Raw genomic sequence first — 18,277 nt, forward strand, 5'->3', positions numbered from 1 at the left:
GGCCGCCTTGAGCTCCGCCTGTACGATTGCCTTGAGAACGGCCGCCTTGAGCCCCGCCTGTACGATTGCCTTGAGAGCGGCCGCCTTGAGCCCCGCCGGTCCTGTTACCTCGTTTCCCGCCGCTTCGGTTGTTTGCTTTTTTATGAGACATATAATCTCCTCCTTATCTGGTTACTACAAGCTATGATCGAATTCTATTACTCGTATGGGTCATTCACTTAATCTCAAATAAATAGATAGTAATCTAGTACCCTGCATATCAGAGATACATATAGATATATTACATATCGTCTCCCATGACAGATGAACCCAATCAAGTATTGGAGGGATGCAAGCTTAGAAAGTAGAGAGGCATTGGTAGATTTCTATCGTTCTGAATGCTAGTTAGGCCGATCAATCAAATACAAGATTACCGGAGGGATTTACTAATGAGAAGTTTTTACCATCACCCGTTTGCAGGTCAATTCCAAATTCAAAGCAACGAGCACAAAAGCAATCAGCACAAAAGCAACCAGCATAAAAGCGGCAATCAAAACAACAGCAATGACCGGGACTGCTTGAAAGACTTGGAAGGGAAAAACGTAAAGATCAATCGCGGAGGACCTGAATCCTTCGAGGGCAAATTGCTTTCTGTTCAATCCGATTACCTCGTATTGCGTACGAAGCAAGGCATCGTCTATGCGGCTACCGAGCATATTAAAAGCATCGCGGAAGAAGGAAACTGCCATAAGAGTGAAGGGCGCACTAATAACTTCATTAAAGCGGCAAACTTTAGAGGCGTTATCAGAGCGTTGAACCAAGAGTTTGTTCAAGTGAACATGGGCGGACCTGAGAAGCAAGAGGGCTTCCTTGCTGAAATCTGCAGAGATTCGATTAAACTGGTGAATGGCAGACAAGTGGTTCAAGTGTTAACTGATCACATCAAAACTATTAAAAAAGAAGGCAAGTCTTGCGGATCCCAAGGGAATCGTACGGGCGGAGCTAACGAAAACAACAATAACAACAAAAGCGGCGGCAACAAAAACAAAAACGAAAACAAGAATGAAAACAAGAACGAGAACAAGAGCGAAAACAAAAATGAAAATAAAAGCAAAAATAAAAACGAAAACAAAAACCGCAGCAACAGCGGCGGCAACAATCGTACGGGGAACGCTCGTACTGGAGGAAACAACCGCACGGGCGGCAACCGCAAGTCTAACGGCAAAAAAACGGGCAAATAACTTGGATTGCAAAGTGGAGTCCGGGCTCGGCATTAGCCGACGCCCGGTTCTCCTATCTTTGCGATGCAAGCGATCGATTCGGATGAAAGGAGGTTGATCGCATGAAAAACCGGCATCCGCTGCTCGAAAGGCAGGTTGAATTAGAAATCTCCGGGAAAATGACGCCAATCCGCGGCAAGCTTATTGAATGCGGCCCGGACATTCTCGTTCTTCACAACGGGGTTCAGTTTCTTTATGTGCCATTGATCCATTTGCAGCAATTAAGACTCTCCTCTCAGGGGGAAGGAACGTTTGAAACGCCCGAGAATCCTTTCGAACCTATTAGTGATCCGATTTCGTATCGGAAAATATTAATGAACGCCAAAGGGATGTTCTCCGAAATTTATATAACCGGCAATCAGTCTATTCATGGATACGTAACGACGGTTATGAATGATTTCTTCGTTTTTTACTCCCCTGTATACCATACCGTCGTCATTTCACTCCATCACTTGAAATATTTGATTCCATACAACCCGAACTCGACGCCATACACTTTGACTGCGGAGCAATTTCCATTGAAGCCTTCACCCCTCACGCTTGCGCGCACGTTCGATCAACAACTGAGGAAATTAATTGGCGAGTTCGTCGTGCTCGATCTTGGGGAGAATCCAAATAAGACAGGCGTGCTTAAAAATGTCGATCAAAGTATGATTGAGCTGGCAAATGCGAGCGGGAACAGTGTTTATCTCCATTTTGACCATGTCAAAACGGTTCATGTTCCTTAGGCAAAATACGTCCTTTCTACTTGCCTCACGGCATGTCGGAGGGCGTTTTTTGTTTGCCTTTCCCGATGCATGACTTTTCTAATCAAGGGGAAAACTGGATCGAAAGGATGTGACTGCTATGGAGCCAACCGCCCTCAAACCTTTTTCTTTATGGCCAGTTGTCATGATGACACTGCTGTCAGTCGGACTCGTCAATCACGTTATTGTCGTTCCCTTGCTGCTTGATGCGGCGAAGCGCGACGCCTGGTTAAGCGTTCCAGTCGCTTTAATTGTTGCCTTGCCCGTCGTTGCCTTGCCGTTGCATCGAGTTTTGATCAAGCTTAATGGCGAACGGATTGACACCTGGTTGAAAAGACGCATGCCGCGTTTTTTCGCTTGGCTGCTAATTGTCTTTTTTATTGCGATATCTTTGCTTGTCGCTTTCGGCACCATGGTCGATGTTGTCAGGTGGACGTCGGCTACCTATTTGCCTGACACGCCGCAGCTCATCGTTTGCTGCATTTTTGGCGGGCTTTGCTTATACGCGGCCGTCTCCGGCCTGCGGGCGATCGCTTATATTTCCTGCATTTTGCTTCCTGTCGTCGTGCTGCTGGGCGACTTTGTCATGTCCGCCAACATGCCGGCCAAAGATTATCATTACTTGCTGCCCATGCTGGAAAATGGATTCTCCCCGGTGCTTCGAGGCGCGCTCAACAGCTTAACTTCGTTTATGGAAATTACGTTTCTTCTGCTCATCCAGCATCACTTCAAAAGCCGGTTCAAAGCATGGCATCTTATGCTGTTGACAGTTGTACTTGGCCTTCTTACATTGGGGCCGACTATCGGAGCCATTACGGAATTTGGACCGGAAGAGGCATCCAATATGCGTTACCCTGCTTATTCGCAGTGGCGCATGGTTAAAATCGGCGATTACTTTGAGCATGTCGACTTTTTTGCCGTTTTTCAGTGGCTGTCCGGCGCTTTTATCCGCATCGCTGTTCCCATATACATAGTGAATGAATTAGGTCCCTTCAGACGTTTGAAGCGGCAATGGATCGGAATGTCCGTTGCTGCGGTGCTCATCGTAACAGGCACTTATGTGATGCTTAAGCATATGCGTTATTACCGGGCGATGCTGGAATTTTATTTTTCCTTTGCGTGGATAGCCTTGCTTGCAGTATTGCTGCTCCTCTGGGCTATACCTGCCAAGGCGGACAGGAAGAAAGCCATTTCGACAGGAGGCCGGAGAAGATGAGCGAAGGATGGACGGGAGAAGGAACAAAGCTGCATGACATCATGCTCACGTTAAAGGATTCCGAGGATGTCCTTATTCAGGATTTCATGACGGATGGCGAGCGGCGGCATAAGTTCAAAATTGTTAGCTGCGGTGGCATGGTGGACATGCAAACGCTGTTTATTGCTTTGCCGCCCAATTTGGACCGGATTGCAATGTGGATTGAGGAAGGGAGAAAATCCGAAGAAGACGATTCGGATGATTTCAAATGGTCAGCCGGCGTTATCGGAATGCGTTTACCGCTTAGCAGCGATAAAGATGTTGAGGGTTTGTATACCTCGTTGTTTTCGGGAAGTGTCATAGCCGTCCATAACGAAAGCGGAATGGTGTTCGGATTTGATTTGTCTGACCAGCCGGGAAGACAGCCCGAGGAGTCGACAATGGAGCTGTCGCTTAAAGGACCGAGGGACGGTTTTATTGAAAAGATTGGTACGAACATTGCATTAGTCAGAAAAAGGCTCCGCACGCCTGATCTGCATTGCCAATATTGGTCGATCGGCAGAGAGACGCACACCGAGGTTGCACTATTGCATATCAAGGGCAAAGCGGAGCCTGGTCTTGTCGAGGAGGCCAGGAGGCGTCTGCACAATATCGATATTGAAGCACTGAACAGTGCTTCACAGCTGGAAGATTTAATTTCCGACCGGCCGTATTCCTTATTCCCGCTTGTCGAGTACATCGGGCGTCCCGACTATGTGGTGCAATCGCTTTTGAAAGGCAAAGTAGCTTTTCTCGTCGACGGTTCGCCTTCCGCGATTATCGCACCAGCGAATTTGCTGCTGCTGACCAAATCGCCGGAGGATTTCCATTTGCCGTATTACTTCGTGTCGCTTGAACGGCTGCTGCGCATTGCAGGTTTGATTCTCGCACTTTGTCTGCCCGGATTTTGGGTGTCGCTATCCGCCTTTAACATTGATCAGATCCCTTTTACACTGCTGGCGACCGTTACAATATCCCGCATCGGGCTGCCTATGTCGGCAACGATGGAAATGTTTCTTATGCTGACCATATTTGAGCTGTTCAGAGAAGCAGGCGTTCGTCTTCCGAGAGCTGTAGGACAGACCGTATCGGTTGTCGGAGGACTGATCGTCGGCGATGCAGCGATTAGTGCGGGATTGACATCTCCAACTATGCTAGTGTCTGCGGCGATAACGGCGGTGGCCACCTTTACGCTCGTCAATCAGTCGCTGAGCGGAACGGTGAGTATTTTGAGGTTCGCTATTCTTGCCTTGTCTTCGATGTTTGGCATTTTTGGTTTTTTTGTCAGCGTATTTGCCACCTTAACCTATCTGTGCTCGCTGGAATCCTTCGGCAGGCCTTATATGGCGCCTGTTGCACCGATAAGCTGGAAATCGCTAATTCCAGCGATTTTGATCAGGCCGTTTAAAGCTCAGGCCAAGGAGGAGTAGCATGGCTGCAACAACCCTTTGGCGAAAATCATCCGTTAAAGCTCCTCTGCTGCTAAAGCTTGTTTTACCTTTAACGATACTCTTTACTGCCACAGGCTGCTGGGATGAGGTTGATCTGCAAAAGGTCAGCTATGCAGCTGCGCTCGGCATTGATTATGTCGATGACAATTATGTGGTATATACGCAGCTGTTGTCGTTTGATTCTATCGCCAAGCGGGAAACTAGTGCAGCCAGCGAGAAGCCGATTTGGATCGGAGCGAAAAAAGGTGATACCCCGCTTGGCGCCTTGTTTAACTTGATGAATACCTCGCAATACAATCTGAGTATGGATCATCTAAAAACGATTGTCATTCATGAGAGGGCCTTTGCACATGTGAAGACGATTCTGGATGGAATTAACCGCATGAGGGCAACACGTTATACAACTTATATCTATGGCACACAAGAGGATCTGGAGAAGCTGTTCACCATCGACAATTTTTTCTCCTCCTCTCCGTTGAACAGCATACTGTACAGCCCGCAAATTACTCACCGGGAGAACAGCTTTGTCTTGCCGATGAGAATGCAGGATGTAGTGAGGCAAGGATTGGAGCCGGGCATGACGACTCTTTTGCCAAGTATAAGAACGAGCAATACGGAATGGAAGAATGACGGAAAGCAGATGGATCTGGACGTAATCGATGGTGTATTTGCCTTCAAAAACTCGCGGTTTGCCGGGTTTTTGCCGCGGAAGGAAATCTCTGGTCTCGCTTGGGGGACTGAAGGCTTCGAGCGTACAATTGTCTCTGTAACTCCAAAAGAGAATCAAGAAGCTACAGTAATCATCGACAATAGCAAAATGAATGTAACGTGGGATCCGCAAACCTCCATTTTCCATCTCCAGACGAATATGCAAGGGCATATCGTCGAGTGGGATACGGATGTAGACCGGGTTCAATTTGTAAAGATGGTGGAGGAGAAAGTAAAGAAAGAGATAAGAGCGACTATTGTGAAGGGGCAGGAGATCGGCGTTGATGTGTACCCGCTGGAGCATGTTTTGTATCGTTATCACCTCAAGCAATGGAAGGAAATTCGAAAGAAGGGCGTATGGAAGCCGAGCATCGACGAGATAAGAATCGATGTGAATTTTACACTGAAATATTCCGGCGAAGTTGAGGTTTTCAAATAAGCCGGGCGCATACATAAATGTGGAAGATAGCGCGGATAATACGTAATGGCTTGGCATTACAGGAAGAAGGAGGAGAGGAAATTGTTACAACCAATTACTGCGAAAGAACTGGAGTATATTGCAGATTCCTTGTCCAATGAAGACTTGCTGATGAAGCAGAATGCCCTTCTGGCTGCTTCGGCCAGCAATCAGTCATTGCGGCAAATCGGTCAGCAAATGCTTCATACACATCAGCAGCATTACCAAACGCTGATGCAATCGTTTCAGCAGCATCAATCCATAGCGCCCACTCAGCCACAGCAATAATAAAGGAGGATGACGACATGTATCAGCAACAACAACAGCAGCAGCAAGCGTTGCCGGACGAGGATCTGGCTTATACGGTATTGTCTGATCTAAAGCGTGTCGTTCGCGAATATGCGACCGCTGCGACGGAATCGACATGTCCGACGGTACGCCAAATGTTCACGAATTTGCTCAATAGCACGCTGAAAATGCAAGGCGATCTGTTCCAAGCGATGCAGGCACAGAACATGTACAGCACCGCTTCTCCTGCCTTGCGCCAGGAGCTGGACAAGCAGATTAAGGAATACTCGCAGACGCAGCAAAAAACGTCGCAATGGCTGCAGCAGCGCCTGAGCGGTTCACAGCAAGGCTTCGGCTCGTTTGCGCCATATCAGCAACAGTCGCAGCAGCATCAAGCGAACCAGCACCAGCCTTACTATAGCTAAGACCTTGCAAAAGGCTTTGGGCTGTCGAGAATGTTTCGGCAGCCTTCTTTGATTTATATGTGGCAATTTTATGCGTTCATACCTCGGGCCCGCTGCGCGTTTCGGTTCGTGCTGCCATTCTTGATTCTAGATTCTTCATCGTATACACGATGAGAAAGGCATAGAATCGGCGAAAAGTCATCCCGAACTCGAAACGCTCCGCTTCCTCTAAATATCGCATATATCGCACAATACATACTGTACAAAAATTCAATCTGTAGTATCGGGCTGGCCGCGTTAGCAAACGACTTTGCTCGTGATTTGACCTTTTAACGAACCGGCTTCGCTATTTAGCGAAGAGGGCTTCGCAAATTTTACGCAGAACGGGTGGATTTAAGCTGTTGTGCGGCATTAACGAAGAGAATTTCGCTGTTGGAGAAGCTAGGTTCTCGAATAGCGAAATTTAGTTCGTTGCAGCCTTTGCTGTGGTGATTTAATGCTCTTATAGCGAACTTTGATTCGCTCTTTAGCGAGGCAGGTTCGCTATAGGCCAAAGCTGCAGTCTGAGGCTCCATTGGGATCTTTTGTTTTTTTCTTTGCAGGAAGTTTCAATTCGTTGTAAAATATTTTTTATAACTACAGGCGCGTTGGAAGGAGTAGGGCGATGAACGAACTGCAATTGAAAGTGCTTGAACTGCTTAAGGAAGACGCTAGACGGGACGCGGAGCTGATCGCGACGATGCTGGACCGTTCGATTGAAGAGATCAAGCAAGTAATCGCTGAGCTCGAGAGCGACCATATCATCGTGAAATACGCGACAGTGGTCAATTGGAGCAAGGTCGACGACGAAAAGGTGACCGCGCTGATTGAGGTACAAATTACGCCGGAACGCGGACGCGGATTCGAAGGCATTGCCGAGCGTATTTATTTATATCCGGAAGTGAAATCGGTTTATTTGATGTCAGGCGCATATGATCTATTAGTGGAGATCGAGGGTAAAAACTTGAAGGAAGTTGCCTCGTTCGTATCGAATAAATTGTCTCCAATCGACAAGGTGCTGTCGACGAAGACGAACTTTATTTTGAAAAAATACAAACAAGACGGCATTATCTTCGAGGAGCATGAAGATGACCATCGTTTGATTATTTCGCCGTAAGATGGGTGATGGCTATGATAAAAGATAAAGAAACTACGACATCGATCCCTCGCAAGGAAATGGCCGATTATTTGTCACCGATGGCCAGAGGGATAAAGCCGTCCGGAATCCGGCGTTTCTTCGATCTGGTCAGCGCACGCAAAGACGTAATTACACTTGGTGTGGGTGAACCGGATTTTACGACGCCTTGGCATGTCCGCGAGGCAGCGGTCTATTCGCTGGAAACCGGCAAGACGCAATACACATCCAATGCCGGTATGCCGGAGCTTCGCGGTGCGATTGGCCAATATTTGAACGATCAATTTGCGGTGGAATATAATCCGGCCGATGAGATTCTCGTAACGGTGGGAGGCAGCGAGGCGATCGATCTTGCGCTTCGGGCACTCATTACGCCTGGAGATGAGATTCTAATTCCTGAGCCTTGCTATATTTCCTATTCGCCGATTACGACGTTAAGCGGCGGAGTCGCGGTAGGCATCGAAACCTTCGCGAAGGATAATTTCAAGCTGAAGGCCGAGTCGCTGCAAGCCGCGATTACACCTCAATCCAAAGTACTTATTCTTTGTTATCCGAGCAATCCGACAGGCGGCATCATGACGTATGAGGACTGGCTGCCAATTGCAAAAATCGTCGAGGAAAACGATCTGATCGTTATTTCCGACGAAATCTACGCAGAGCTCACTTACGGCTCCAAGCATGTCAGCTTCGCGTCTATACCAGGAATGAAGGACCGGACGATTCTCGTCAGCGGTTTTTCGAAAGCTTTTGCGATGACCGGCTGGCGTATGGGTTATGCTTGCGGCCATACTGATCTCATTGCCGCAATGCTGAAAATCCATCAATATACCGTAATGTGTGCCCCGGTTATGGGACAATACGCTGCGCTTGAAGCGTTGTCGCCTCATGGCCTAGAAGAGAAGGACCGGATGATGGAATCCTACAATCAGCGCAGAAGGCTTGTCGTTAAAGGCTTCCGCGAAATTGGTCTGGATTGCCATGAGCCGGAGGGAGCCTTCTATGCGTTCCCATCCATTCAGTCGACGGGTCTGACGTCGGAGCAATTCGCGCAGCGTTTGCTGGAAGAAGCGAATGTCGCTGCTGTTCCCGGAGGCGTATTCGGCCTAGGGGGCGAAGGACATCTTCGTTGCTCTTATGCGACATCCGTCGCACAGCTGACTGAAGCGCTGGACCGGATCGGCAATTTTGTAGCGAAAGTGAAGCAAGGTTCGTAAAAGGACCTGAGGAAGAAAAGGCGGCGCCTCAGTATCGAGGATGCTGCCTTTTTTGCGTCTTCGCTCATAGAGCGGGTCAAAGGAAAATAGAGCCGGAATGCCGAGTGAACGGCTTTTTATGATATAGTAGAAACAGTGAATACCGAAGCGGCCAGTCGCTGGCCGAGGACAGAAAGGGTGGCGAAAGCCAATGAATTTATATACGAGAACTGGCGATAAAGGCGATACTTCTTTAATCGGAGGCCGGGTTCGGAAGGATGATATCCGAGTAGAAGCTTATGGCACGCTTGATGAGCTGAATGCTTTTGTTGGGCAAACGGCAGCCGAGGCGGAGAAGCATGAAGTGCTTCAGGAGCTGGTGGAGGAGCTGATCGTCATTCAGCATGAGCTGTTCGATTGCGGAGCAGATCTCGCTTATGCGCGGCCGGGAGCTCCGCTTAAAGTGAATGCAGAGCCGGCAGCAAGGCTGGAAACGCAAATTGACCGCTATAGCGCGGAAGCGCCGGAGCTGACCCGTTTTATTTTACCGGGAGGAAGCTCTGCTGCAGCTCTGCTTCATGTTTGCCGTACAGTGTGCCGCCGTGCGGAAAGGCTCGTCGTGACGCTTGCTTCAGAGCATCCGGCTAATCCTGAGGTGCAAATCTATTTAAACCGTTTATCGGATTATTTCTTTGCTGCGTCCCGAGTTGCTAATGCGAGACTTGGCGTATCTGATGTCGAATATGTCCGGAGCGCAGAAGTGTTTCGCAAGCGGGATCCAAAATGAGCTTGAATATTGAAGATTACTATAAACCGCTAACGGTTATCGTGGGCCCGGCTGACGAAGGTAAACCTGTGCGCACCGTGCTGGAACGCAGACTTGGTGTTTCCCGCAAGCTTCAGTCACGCATAAAGCTGACTGAGCATGGCATCGCGCTGAACGGGAAGCGGGTTTATACGTCCGATATTGTACATGAGGGCGATGAATTGACGATTCGGATGGAGAAGGAAACGTCGGATGATATTTTGCCGGAACCGATTCCGCTGTCGATCGTTTATGAAGATGATGATCTGTTGATCGTGAACAAGCCCGCTGGTATCGTCGTACATCCTACCCATGGGCATTATACCGGCACGCTGGCGAACGGTGTCGTCCATCATTGGCTGATGAAGGGGGAGCGGGTCCGCTTCCGTCCGGTTCACCGGCTGGATGAGGATACTTCCGGACTTGTCGCCATAGCGAAGACGCCGTACATTCACCAACAGCTGTCCGAGCAGCTCCAAGCGAACGGAGTGATGAAGCTTTATCGCGCTTATGTTTACGGACATCCTCCAGAAGTGGAAGGGACAGTTGACGCTCCAATCGATCGTAATCCCGATGCGCCTCATATTCGTATTGTCACTCCTGAAGGCTATCCTTCTGTGACTCATTACGAGACGGGAGCTGTGTTTGGCGGAGGATCGGCCGCCAGTGTGAGCTTGAAACTGGAAACCGGAAGGACCCATCAAATCCGAGTTCATATGAGGCATATCGGTTGTCCGTTAATTGGCGACGGTATGTACGGCCCGGATAACGGAGGCAGAGCGGAATGGGAAGCTGCGGCAGGCCGGCAGGCGCTGCACGCCGAGACGCTAGGGCTTACGCACCCGATTACGAAACAATGGATGGAATGGAAGGCCGGGCTGCCGCCGGAGCTGATCCGGCTTGAATCGGTGCTGGGCAGCAATACGGAAGAATGAATGATTAGTAAAAGGAGTTTGACTTATACATGGCTAAATTAACGATTTATCAATATCCGAAATGCGGAACTTGCCGCATGGCTGTCAAATCGCTTCAGGCTAAAGGCAATGAGCTGGAGCTTAAACATATTGTCGAGGAAACGCCAACGGCTGCTGAACTGAAAAGCATCGTGGCGAATAGCGGACTTGAGCTCAAGAAGTTTTTCAATACGTCAGGCGAAGTGTACAAGGCGCTTGGACTAAAGGACAAGCTTGGCGCGATGAACGAGGATGAGCAGCTTGCTCTGCTTTCCTCCAACGGCATGCTCATTAAAAGGCCTATCGTGACCGATGGAAGCAAAGTAACAGTAGGCTTTAAAGAAGAGCAATATGAGCAAATATGGAACGGGTAACGGGTGAGGCACAAATGGCGAACAAGGGTTGGAGATCGAAAAGGCTGGAGCAATTAGGTTCCTCGATTTTTACCGAGGTTGGGGCGTGGAAGCAAGCGGCGATAAAGGCGGGCCGAGACGTAATCGACCTCGGTATCGGAAGTCCGGATAAGCCTCCAACGGCTGCTGTCCGGCAAGCGCTAAGTGAAGCTGCTCTAAGAACGGATATGTACGCTTATCCGGGAACGCATGGCAGCGAATCGTTTCGGCAGGAAGCGGCGAAATGGATGGAGCATCGCTTTGGCGTCAAGCTCGATGCCGATGCCGAACTCGTTTCCTTGATGGGCTCGCAGGATGGTCTATCGCATTTGGCGATGGCGATTTGCAGCCCCGGCGACGCAGCACTCGTACCGGACCCAGGCTATCCGATTTATACAGCTGCACTGGCGCTTGCGGGCGTGGAGCCGGTGCTGCTGCCGCTTAAAGAGGAGAACGGCTTTCTCCCGGATCTCGAGGCGGTTCCGAACGAGGTTTGGGATCGGGCAACATTCATATTGCTCAACTATCCGAGTAATCCGGTATCCGCTGTGGCCGATGTTGCTTTCTTCGAGCGGGTATTGGCGAAAGCGCGCAAGCATGGCGTGCTTGTCGTACATGACGCCGCATACTCGGAGATGGCTTTCGACGGATTTGAGCCGCCTAGCATCCTGCAGGCGAAGGGTGCTTTGGATAGCGCGGTCGAGTTTCATTCGTTATCGAAAAGCTTTAATATGGCGGGCTGCCGAATCGGTTTTCTGGCAGGCAACCGGGAAGCGGTCGGCGCATTGCGCGAGCTGAAGGGCAATATCGATTACGGTGTATTCAGTGCCGTTCAGGAAGCGGGCGTCGTTGCACTGCGCGAAGCGATGTCGGAGCAGGCTCCGCCTAAGGCAGGCGTGCTGTACGAGCAGCGGCGGGACGCCTTTGTTGCCGCATTGCGAGCGGAAGGCTGGCATATCGATAAGCCGAAGGCGACGATGTTTCTGTGGGCGCCGCTGCCGAAGATGCAGTGGTCATTGTCGGAAGCGTGGAATTCGCGTCGAATTTCCCAGGAAATACTCGAACGGACGGGCGTCGTTGTGATCCCGGGTGAAGCTTTCGGGGCAGAGGGCGAAGGTTATGTCCGCATTGCCCTTGTCGAAGAGGAAGCACGGCTGCTCGAAGCGGCTAGCCGTATCGGTAAATTTATTCGGGGCGAATTTTAGCTGTCATTTTTTACTGCGCAACTATTGAGCTGCAAGGCAGTCAATAGAATAGAGCCGATAGCTAATTAATTGACCATGACAGATAAATAGAACGAGCAAGGAGGGAAAGCGATGAATAACAATAAAGTGCTGATTGTCGATGGCATGGCGGTTTTGTTCCGCGCCTTTTATGCAACATCCTACAGCGGTTATATCCGCAAGACAAGCGCGGGACTGCCGACCAATGCGATTTATGGCTTTATCCAATATTTTTTTGATGCGATTACAACGTTTCAGCCTACGCATGTCATCTGTTGTTGGGATATGGGGAGCAAGACATTCCGTACGGAGCAGTTTGCCGATTATAAAGGAAACCGGGGAGAGCCGCCGCTGGAGCTGATTCCTCAGTTTGATCTGGTTAAAGAGGTAGTAGCCGAGATGGGAATTCCGAATGTCGGAATTGTCGGCTATGAAGCAGATGACTGCATCGGCACCTTGTCCAAGCAATTGCGCGATGAGGCGGAAGTTTACATTTTAACCGGCGATCATGATATGCTGCAGCTTGTTTCCGACAAAGTGAAGGTTGTCATTATGAAAAAAGGCAAGCTGAATTACGCGGTTTACGATTTGGCTTATCTGCTTGAGGACAAGCAGCTGGCCCCGCATCAAATTATTGATATTAAAGGTTTTATGGGCGATACGAGCGACAACTACCCTGGCGTTAAAGGTATTGGCGAGAAGACGGCGCTAAAGCTGCTTCTCGATTATGATACGGTGGAAGGTGTACTCGAAAATTTGGACAAGCTGCCTAAGGGCGTCCGGACCAAAATCGAAGCAAACCTCGATATGCTGCATCTTTCGCGGGATCTCGCAACAATCCGATTGGATACGCCGGTAGCCTGCGGTTTAACCGAATGCGTATGGGAATTGCAGCTGGAAGCGGCTGTCCGTAAGTTCGAGGAACTGGAGTTTGGCGGGCTGGTTAAGCTTCTTGAGTCTCATGCGAAAACAATAGAAGTTGATTTATTTACGATTTAGAATCGCCTTAATAATTGTCTAGCTGTCGAGAAGTTTCGGCAGCTTTTATTTTGCCTATTCATCAATATTTGCCAATTAACCGATATAGTTAGTTATTATCGACTTCAAGGAGGAAACAAAAGAAATGATTAAGGCATGGAATCAAATTTTGAAAAAAACGGTTCTTGGCACGGCTGCAGCTGCGCTTCTGCTCACGGCGGCATCTACGGGAGCAGAAGGCGGACTCAGGAAGGCTGCAGCAGCAGAAGCTGCAGCTGCCGATAAGCAAGTTAAGATAAGCTATCCCGCTGCTTCGGCGTCGGTGGCGCTGGACAAGCGTCTGCCGCTTGAGAAACAGCTTAAGCTCTCGGAGGATGTTGCTCTCCGTTATGAATCGGGGAACAACGCGGTAGCTCGCGTCAACAGCAGCGGCGTTGTCGTTCCTGTTGCGCCAGGTACGACGAACATAAGAATGCATGTCATTTCGCAAGGTTATTCCGGCAGCTTGACACTTCCCGTAACGGTCAAAGCCGGAACGGCTTCTTATAAAGTAGTTACAGCTGTGAAGAAAGTGACGGTTGGAGGCAAATCCTTCTCCGTACAGACCGTTACGATTCCGAAAGGCATGCCGGTTACGGCTGCTCTTGCTGGAAGAAGAGTAGGGGCGCTTCAGCAGTTGCAGGAGATCGCTCAGTCTTACCGGGCCGATGCAGCAATCAATGGTACTTATTTCGAGGCATATGGCGGCGTGCCTGATCCATATGGAACGGTCATTAGCGACGGTGTCGTCGAACATATCGGCAATACAGGGACAAGCGTCGGCTTCAAATGGGACGGAAGCGCGGTTATGGATACGCTTCGCATTAAAGTTACGGGCGCTACTGACGGATCCTACAAGTTTCCGAACAACTGGTATGTCTATTTCGTTAACCGGACTCCAACGGCGGGAATTGCATCCGCGGTTATGTTCACGCCAAAGAGAGGGAGCAAAGTTGGTTTCAGCTATGGCAAAGCAGTTACCGTTCGTAAAGGAATTGTGACGAAGACCGGCAGCAACCAGAACGCGGACATTCCGAGTGACGGTTATGTGCTCGTGTTTAACGGCTCCGAGGCTAAGCTGGCCGACCGCTTTAAAGTAGGAACGAAGGTGGAGTACAAAGTATCGTACACGAATGCAGCGGGTCAAGAAATCGATTGGAGCGATGTGCATACTGCGATTGGGGCAGGACCGCGGCTAGTGAAGGACGGCAAGCTGGCCGTCGATCCGGTCAAAGAAGGATTCAGCAGTCCGAAAATTTTGACAGACGGCGGGGCGCGCAGCGGCATTGCAATTAAAAAGGATGGAACTGTCATTCTCGCGACCGTGCCAGGGGCAACAATTAAACAGTGGGGCAATATCATGCTCAGCCTTGGCGCCTATCAAGCGATGAATTTGGATGGCGGTGCATCATCCGGCTTGTATGCATCTGGTAAAATTGTGACCATTCCAGGCCGGCAAATTAGCAACTCGCTTCTATTCAGCAATAAGATGAAATGGTAATCGTTGAGCTTTTGCTAGATCCGGTTTAGTAAAAAAAATCCCCATGAGCCTGCTCGATGCCGAGTCAGACGCATGGGGATTTGCTTTGTCATATTCCGCTATTAAGGCTCATCCATTGCATCGGGTATGGAGAGATCTTCATCGTCTCCCGGATAGTGCCTTCCATTCCCTTGGTGAAGGGACTTGTTCTCATAAGAAAAGGGGCCGTTTTGCCGCTGCCCGCTGCGCCAAGGCGTGCTTTTGCCAAGTGACTCCGACTCTATCGTCGCGCCGAGCGGGCCTTCCGGGAACTCTTCACGGGCCAGATCATTGCGCTGCGATTCTACTGTCGACAACTCCGAGTATTCGGCGCTATCCTCGTCTATAAACCGACTCAACTTCTATCGCCTCCTGATTAGGGTAGCCTGCAATCGGCTTGCCTTCTCAGTTTGCCCGCTTTAATCGGTAAAATTCACCGTTCCTACCACAAAATATAAAAATTGTGCCAGTTCGGCTGCTTCCTCTTCCTCCAGCTTGAAGACATGCTCCAGATAGCCTTCTTCTTCGAGATCATCCGCTCCGATGATAGCCGTCTTTCCGGCCTGCAAATCGGTAATGAGCTTTTTCCCGTAAAAGCGGTTCGTATTGGTGATAGCAAGATCAAATCGCTTCAAGCTCGGGGAGATGAAGGTTACGAATCGGGTAGATGTTTCTTCCGTCGTATCGGACATGAAATCAAATTCGGGCAACTGCATACGGTGTAGCCTCCACTCCATTGGTTTCGACCATTATACACCAACAAAACGCTTGTAATAAAGAGACGGTTATGCTAGATTTAAGCTAATCGAATGATCGAACGTAGAGGAAGCACCTCTCTTGCCAACCGGCAGGAGGGGTGCTTTTTGTCGTTTGCGGCCATTCGTCCAAATTTCGGAGTATGGGAGGAGTCAGCAGCATGCATATCGTTTTTTTGAATACGTTCGAGAGACCGGCAGAAGGGGGGCAGATCACCAGCGCCCAGCTGTCCATTTGCGAACGAGAGGGTGTCTGGTCGGTACTATGGGTAGAAGGAGAAGAGCAGCCAGCCGTCTTGTTCGAGGGCACTTCATGGGAGGAGATGATTGTCGCATTTCGCCATGGCATAGCGGTGAGAATGGGAGAGGGCTTTACCCCGGTTATCGATGGCATGCTGGAGGAAAAGCGGGGAGGCGCGGGCAGCTTATTGTCGATGCTGCAATGCTATGGCGAGCTTCATGCCAATGCCGAGCTGTTCGAGGCGTTGCGCGAGTGGCGGAGGACAAGAGCGGGACAGGACAGAAAGTCGGCGTACTTGATTGCGACGAACCGGATGCTGTGGATGATCAGCGCTTACGTCCCGCAGACGCCCGAAGAGCTGCTGCAAATTCCTGGCTGGGGTGAGAGCAAGCATAACGCCTACGGCGAAGAAGTACTGGAGGTAACCGGTAAAGCGTCCCGGACGACCGGTTTTCCTTTGCAATGGGTAGCGGATGAGCTTGACCCTGCCGCCTTCAGACAATGGCTTTACAAGCAGAAGGAAAATAAATATAAAAACGATATGGTGCGTCAGCATCAGAAGAAGAAAATTTTGCATTTCGTCATGGAGGGCGGCTCGCTGGAGCAGCTGCAAACGGAGCTTGAGCTGCCGCGCCGGGAAGTCATGGACCGTATCGAGCAGTTGGAGACGGAGGGCTATGATTTTGAGCCGTTGATCGACCGGGAATTGTCCGATATGCCCGATGAGGAACGTGAACTGATCTGGAAGGCATTCCAGCAGACGGGCGATCGTTATTTGAAGCCGGTGCTGCAGCAAGTTTATGGAGCTGAAGGTGTCAAGGACAGACAAGCCGATGTGCTCTACGAACGGCTCCGGCTCGTTCGTCTCCGGTACCGGAAGAACAGCAAACGGGAAATCTCCTAATAACGCCGCGCAAGAGCGCTCTGGGTACGTAGTTCCAGAGCGCTCTTGCATGCCGAGGGGGTAATTACAGTTTTCCCCTATTTATGACAAAGGTGGTGTATGAAACGCGACTAAGCACATAGGTCTAAAGTTTCAATAATGGCATAAATAGTATACTTGTCCTACAGAATTAAGTATAATAGCAATTAAACAAGACCATGCGCGAATTTTGTCGAAAAGGAGCGTTTCCTCTTTATGAAGGCAGAATATATTAATCCGTTTCTTGAATCCGCAAAAATCGTGATCGAACAAGTGATCCAAATCCGCCCGTCAACGGGTCAGCTTGGCTTGAAAGATATTAAATTTGTCGAAAACTATATTTGGATCCAAATTGGATTGAACGGGCAAATGAACGGTGATATTGTATTCGGTCTCAGTGAGGAGGTCGCGCTTAAGATGGTGTCGGCGATGATGGGCGGTTTCGTGATCTCCGAGATTGATGAGATCGGGCGAAGCGCGATATCCGAGCTGGGCAATATGATCAGCGGAAATGCCAGCACGATGCTGTTCAATCAGGGTGTGCGCGTCGACATTACCCCGCCGAAAGTGATCCATTCCGCGACTGCAGCCGGATTTGTGGCTACGCAAGCTTTAACGGTTCCGCTTATTATGGAAGGAATCGGAGTTTTGGACATTCAGGTACTAGTCGCATCGTAGCTTAAGATCAGGCTCCTTCGGGAGCTTTTTTTTTGCTTAAAGAGACCGAATAAAGTACACTAGACTGGGTGATATGGATGTTGAAAGATAAGGTTGTGCTCCTATCCGGAGCTTCAAGCGGAATCGGCGCGGTGACGGCCAAACAGCTGGCGGAACGGGGAGCCATCCCGGTGCTGACCGGACGAAATTTGGATAAGCTTCGCGAGAGCGCTGAGGCGGTCGCAGGTCCATGCTCTGTGTTTCCGATGGATGTGACGGACATGGATCAGGTGACGGAAACGGTCGAAGCTATCATCGCCAAGCATGGAAAAATCGATATTTTGCTCAACAACGCCGGTTTCGGCAAGTTTGAGAGTTTTATCGATGCACCGATCGGCAGCTTTGAATCGATGATGGATACGAACTATATGGGGATCGTACGCTGTACAAAGGCGGTATTGCCCTATATGCTCAAACAAGGTGATGGCCATATCGTCAATATCGCATCGATGGCCGGCAAGATTGGCTCTTCCAAATCGACGGGCTATTCGGCGTCGAAGCATGCGGTGCTTGGATTCACCAATTCGCTGCGGATGGAATTGAAGCCGCTGGGCATTCGGGTATCGGCCGTTAATCCGGGTCCGATCGATACTTCTTTTTTTGAGCTTGCCGACCCTTCCGGTTCCTATGTGAAAAATGTAAGCTGGTTTATGATGAAGCCTGAATATGTCGCCAAATCGATTGTACGCGTAATGGAGCGCGGAAAGGCAGAAGTAGATTTGCCGAAATCGGCCGCGGCGGGCATTAAGCTGTATCAGCTGTTTCCCCGTGTAGTAGACCGGTTTTTCGGAAACCTGTTCAATCGAAAATAGCGTTATT

Annotated in this window: 20 protein-coding genes; 18 read left to right on the plus strand and 2 right to left on the minus strand. The window is 49.8% G+C overall.

The genetic code is table 11. The features are described 5' to 3' along the window. Positions 1-428: 428 nt before the first annotated feature. The 15 genes from IEX98_RS00010 (at position 429) to IEX98_RS00080 (ending at position 14,805) form a co-directional block, all read left to right on the plus strand. Positions 429-1,220, plus strand: a complete 792-nt coding sequence (locus IEX98_RS00010; protein WP_188886907.1) for a hypothetical protein — start codon at positions 429-431, stop codon at positions 1,218-1,220. Positions 1,221-1,321: 101 nt separating this feature from the next. Next, positions 1,322-1,987, plus strand: coding sequence for a DUF2642 domain-containing protein (locus tag IEX98_RS00015; RefSeq protein WP_188886908.1), 666 nt, complete (start codon positions 1,322-1,324; stop codon positions 1,985-1,987). Positions 1,988-2,105: 118 nt separating this feature from the next. After that, positions 2,106-3,221, plus strand: a complete 1,116-nt coding sequence (locus tag IEX98_RS00020; protein ID WP_188886909.1) for a GerAB/ArcD/ProY family transporter — start codon at positions 2,106-2,108, stop codon at positions 3,219-3,221. Beyond that, positions 3,218-4,669, plus strand: coding sequence for a spore germination protein (locus tag IEX98_RS00025; protein WP_229691911.1), 1,452 nt, complete (start codon positions 3,218-3,220; stop codon positions 4,667-4,669). The genes IEX98_RS00020 and IEX98_RS00025 overlap by 4 nt, the downstream gene beginning before the upstream one ends. Before the next feature lies 1 nt (position 4,670). Further along, entirely contained in the window at positions 4,671-5,837 is a 1,167-nt protein-coding gene (locus tag IEX98_RS00030) for a Ger(x)C family spore germination protein (protein ID WP_188886910.1), read from the plus strand. An 81-nt stretch (positions 5,838-5,918) separates the two neighbouring features. Further along, positions 5,919-6,143 carry a hypothetical protein gene (locus tag IEX98_RS00035; protein WP_188886911.1) on the plus strand — a complete coding sequence of 75 codons (225 nt, stop codon included), beginning with the start codon at positions 5,919-5,921 and terminating at the stop codon, positions 6,141-6,143. Between the two features lie 17 nt (positions 6,144-6,160). Beyond that, positions 6,161-6,568: a spore coat protein gene (locus tag IEX98_RS00040; protein WP_188886912.1), complete on the plus strand. Its 408-nt coding sequence runs from the start codon at positions 6,161-6,163 to the stop codon at positions 6,566-6,568. 643 nt (positions 6,569-7,211) lie between these two features. Continuing rightward, positions 7,212-7,703 carry an Lrp/AsnC family transcriptional regulator gene (locus tag IEX98_RS00045; protein ID WP_188886913.1) on the plus strand — a complete coding sequence of 164 codons (492 nt, stop codon included), beginning with the start codon at positions 7,212-7,214 and terminating at the stop codon, positions 7,701-7,703. A 14-nt stretch (positions 7,704-7,717) separates the two neighbouring features. Further along, entirely contained in the window at positions 7,718-8,935 is a 1,218-nt protein-coding gene (locus tag IEX98_RS00050; protein ID WP_188886914.1) for an aminotransferase class I/II-fold pyridoxal phosphate-dependent enzyme, read from the plus strand. Between the two features lie 190 nt (positions 8,936-9,125). Then, positions 9,126-9,701 carry a cob(I)yrinic acid a,c-diamide adenosyltransferase gene (locus IEX98_RS00055; protein WP_188886915.1) on the plus strand — a complete coding sequence of 192 codons (576 nt, stop codon included), beginning with the start codon at positions 9,126-9,128 and terminating at the stop codon, positions 9,699-9,701. Further along, complete coding sequence (locus tag IEX98_RS00060; protein WP_188886916.1) at positions 9,698-10,654, plus strand: RluA family pseudouridine synthase; 957 nt, start codon at positions 9,698-9,700, stop codon at positions 10,652-10,654. Before IEX98_RS00055 ends, IEX98_RS00060 begins: the two co-directional genes overlap by 4 nt. Before the next feature lie 29 nt (positions 10,655-10,683). Further along, a complete protein-coding gene (locus tag IEX98_RS00065) occupies positions 10,684-11,046 on the plus strand; it encodes an arsenate reductase family protein (RefSeq protein WP_188886917.1) in 363 nt (120 codons plus the stop codon). Positions 11,047-11,060: 14 nt separating this feature from the next. Beyond that, entirely contained in the window at positions 11,061-12,269 is a 1,209-nt protein-coding gene (locus tag IEX98_RS00070) for an aminotransferase class I/II-fold pyridoxal phosphate-dependent enzyme (RefSeq protein ID WP_188886918.1), read from the plus strand. Positions 12,270-12,380: 111 nt separating this feature from the next. Then, positions 12,381-13,286 (plus strand): 5'-3' exonuclease, encoded by a 906-nt coding sequence (locus tag IEX98_RS00075; protein ID WP_188886919.1) that lies wholly within the window; start codon positions 12,381-12,383, stop codon positions 13,284-13,286. A gap of 124 nt (positions 13,287-13,410) precedes the next feature. Then, a complete protein-coding gene (locus IEX98_RS00080; RefSeq protein WP_229691912.1) occupies positions 13,411-14,805 on the plus strand; it encodes a phosphodiester glycosidase family protein in 1,395 nt (464 codons plus the stop codon). Between the two features lie 101 nt (positions 14,806-14,906). Here the strand turns inward: IEX98_RS00080 and IEX98_RS00085 are convergent, their stop codons facing one another. Together IEX98_RS00085 and IEX98_RS00090 are read right to left on the minus strand one after the other, a co-directional pair. Continuing rightward, positions 14,907-15,182, minus strand: a complete 276-nt coding sequence (locus IEX98_RS00085; RefSeq protein ID WP_188886920.1) for a hypothetical protein — start codon at positions 15,180-15,182, stop codon at positions 14,907-14,909. A 60-nt stretch (positions 15,183-15,242) separates the two neighbouring features. Further along, the gene (locus IEX98_RS00090) at positions 15,243-15,539 is read right to left on the minus strand and encodes a DUF3055 domain-containing protein (protein WP_188886921.1); all 297 of its coding nucleotides are present in this window, start codon (positions 15,537-15,539) and stop codon (positions 15,243-15,245) included. 200 nt (positions 15,540-15,739) lie between these two features. Between IEX98_RS00090 and IEX98_RS00095 the strand changes: the two genes are divergently transcribed. The 3 genes from IEX98_RS00095 to IEX98_RS00105 all read left to right on the plus strand — a co-directional run bounded on the left by IEX98_RS00095 (position 15,740) and on the right by IEX98_RS00105 (position 18,270). Then, entirely contained in the window at positions 15,740-16,723 is a 984-nt protein-coding gene (locus IEX98_RS00095) for an HRDC domain-containing protein (protein WP_188886922.1), read from the plus strand. A gap of 234 nt (positions 16,724-16,957) precedes the next feature. Then, entirely contained in the window at positions 16,958-17,419 is a 462-nt protein-coding gene (locus IEX98_RS00100) for a chemotaxis protein CheX (protein ID WP_188886923.1), read from the plus strand. Between the two features lie 77 nt (positions 17,420-17,496). Next, the gene (locus IEX98_RS00105; RefSeq protein WP_188886924.1) at positions 17,497-18,270 is read left to right on the plus strand and encodes an SDR family NAD(P)-dependent oxidoreductase; all 774 of its coding nucleotides are present in this window, start codon (positions 17,497-17,499) and stop codon (positions 18,268-18,270) included. Positions 18,271-18,277: the final 7 nt, after the last annotated feature.

The sequence above is a fragment of the Paenibacillus radicis (ex Gao et al. 2016) genome, assembly GCF_014641555.1.
In the GTDB taxonomy this organism is placed as follows: domain Bacteria; phylum Bacillota; class Bacilli; order Paenibacillales; family Paenibacillaceae; genus Pristimantibacillus; species Pristimantibacillus radicis.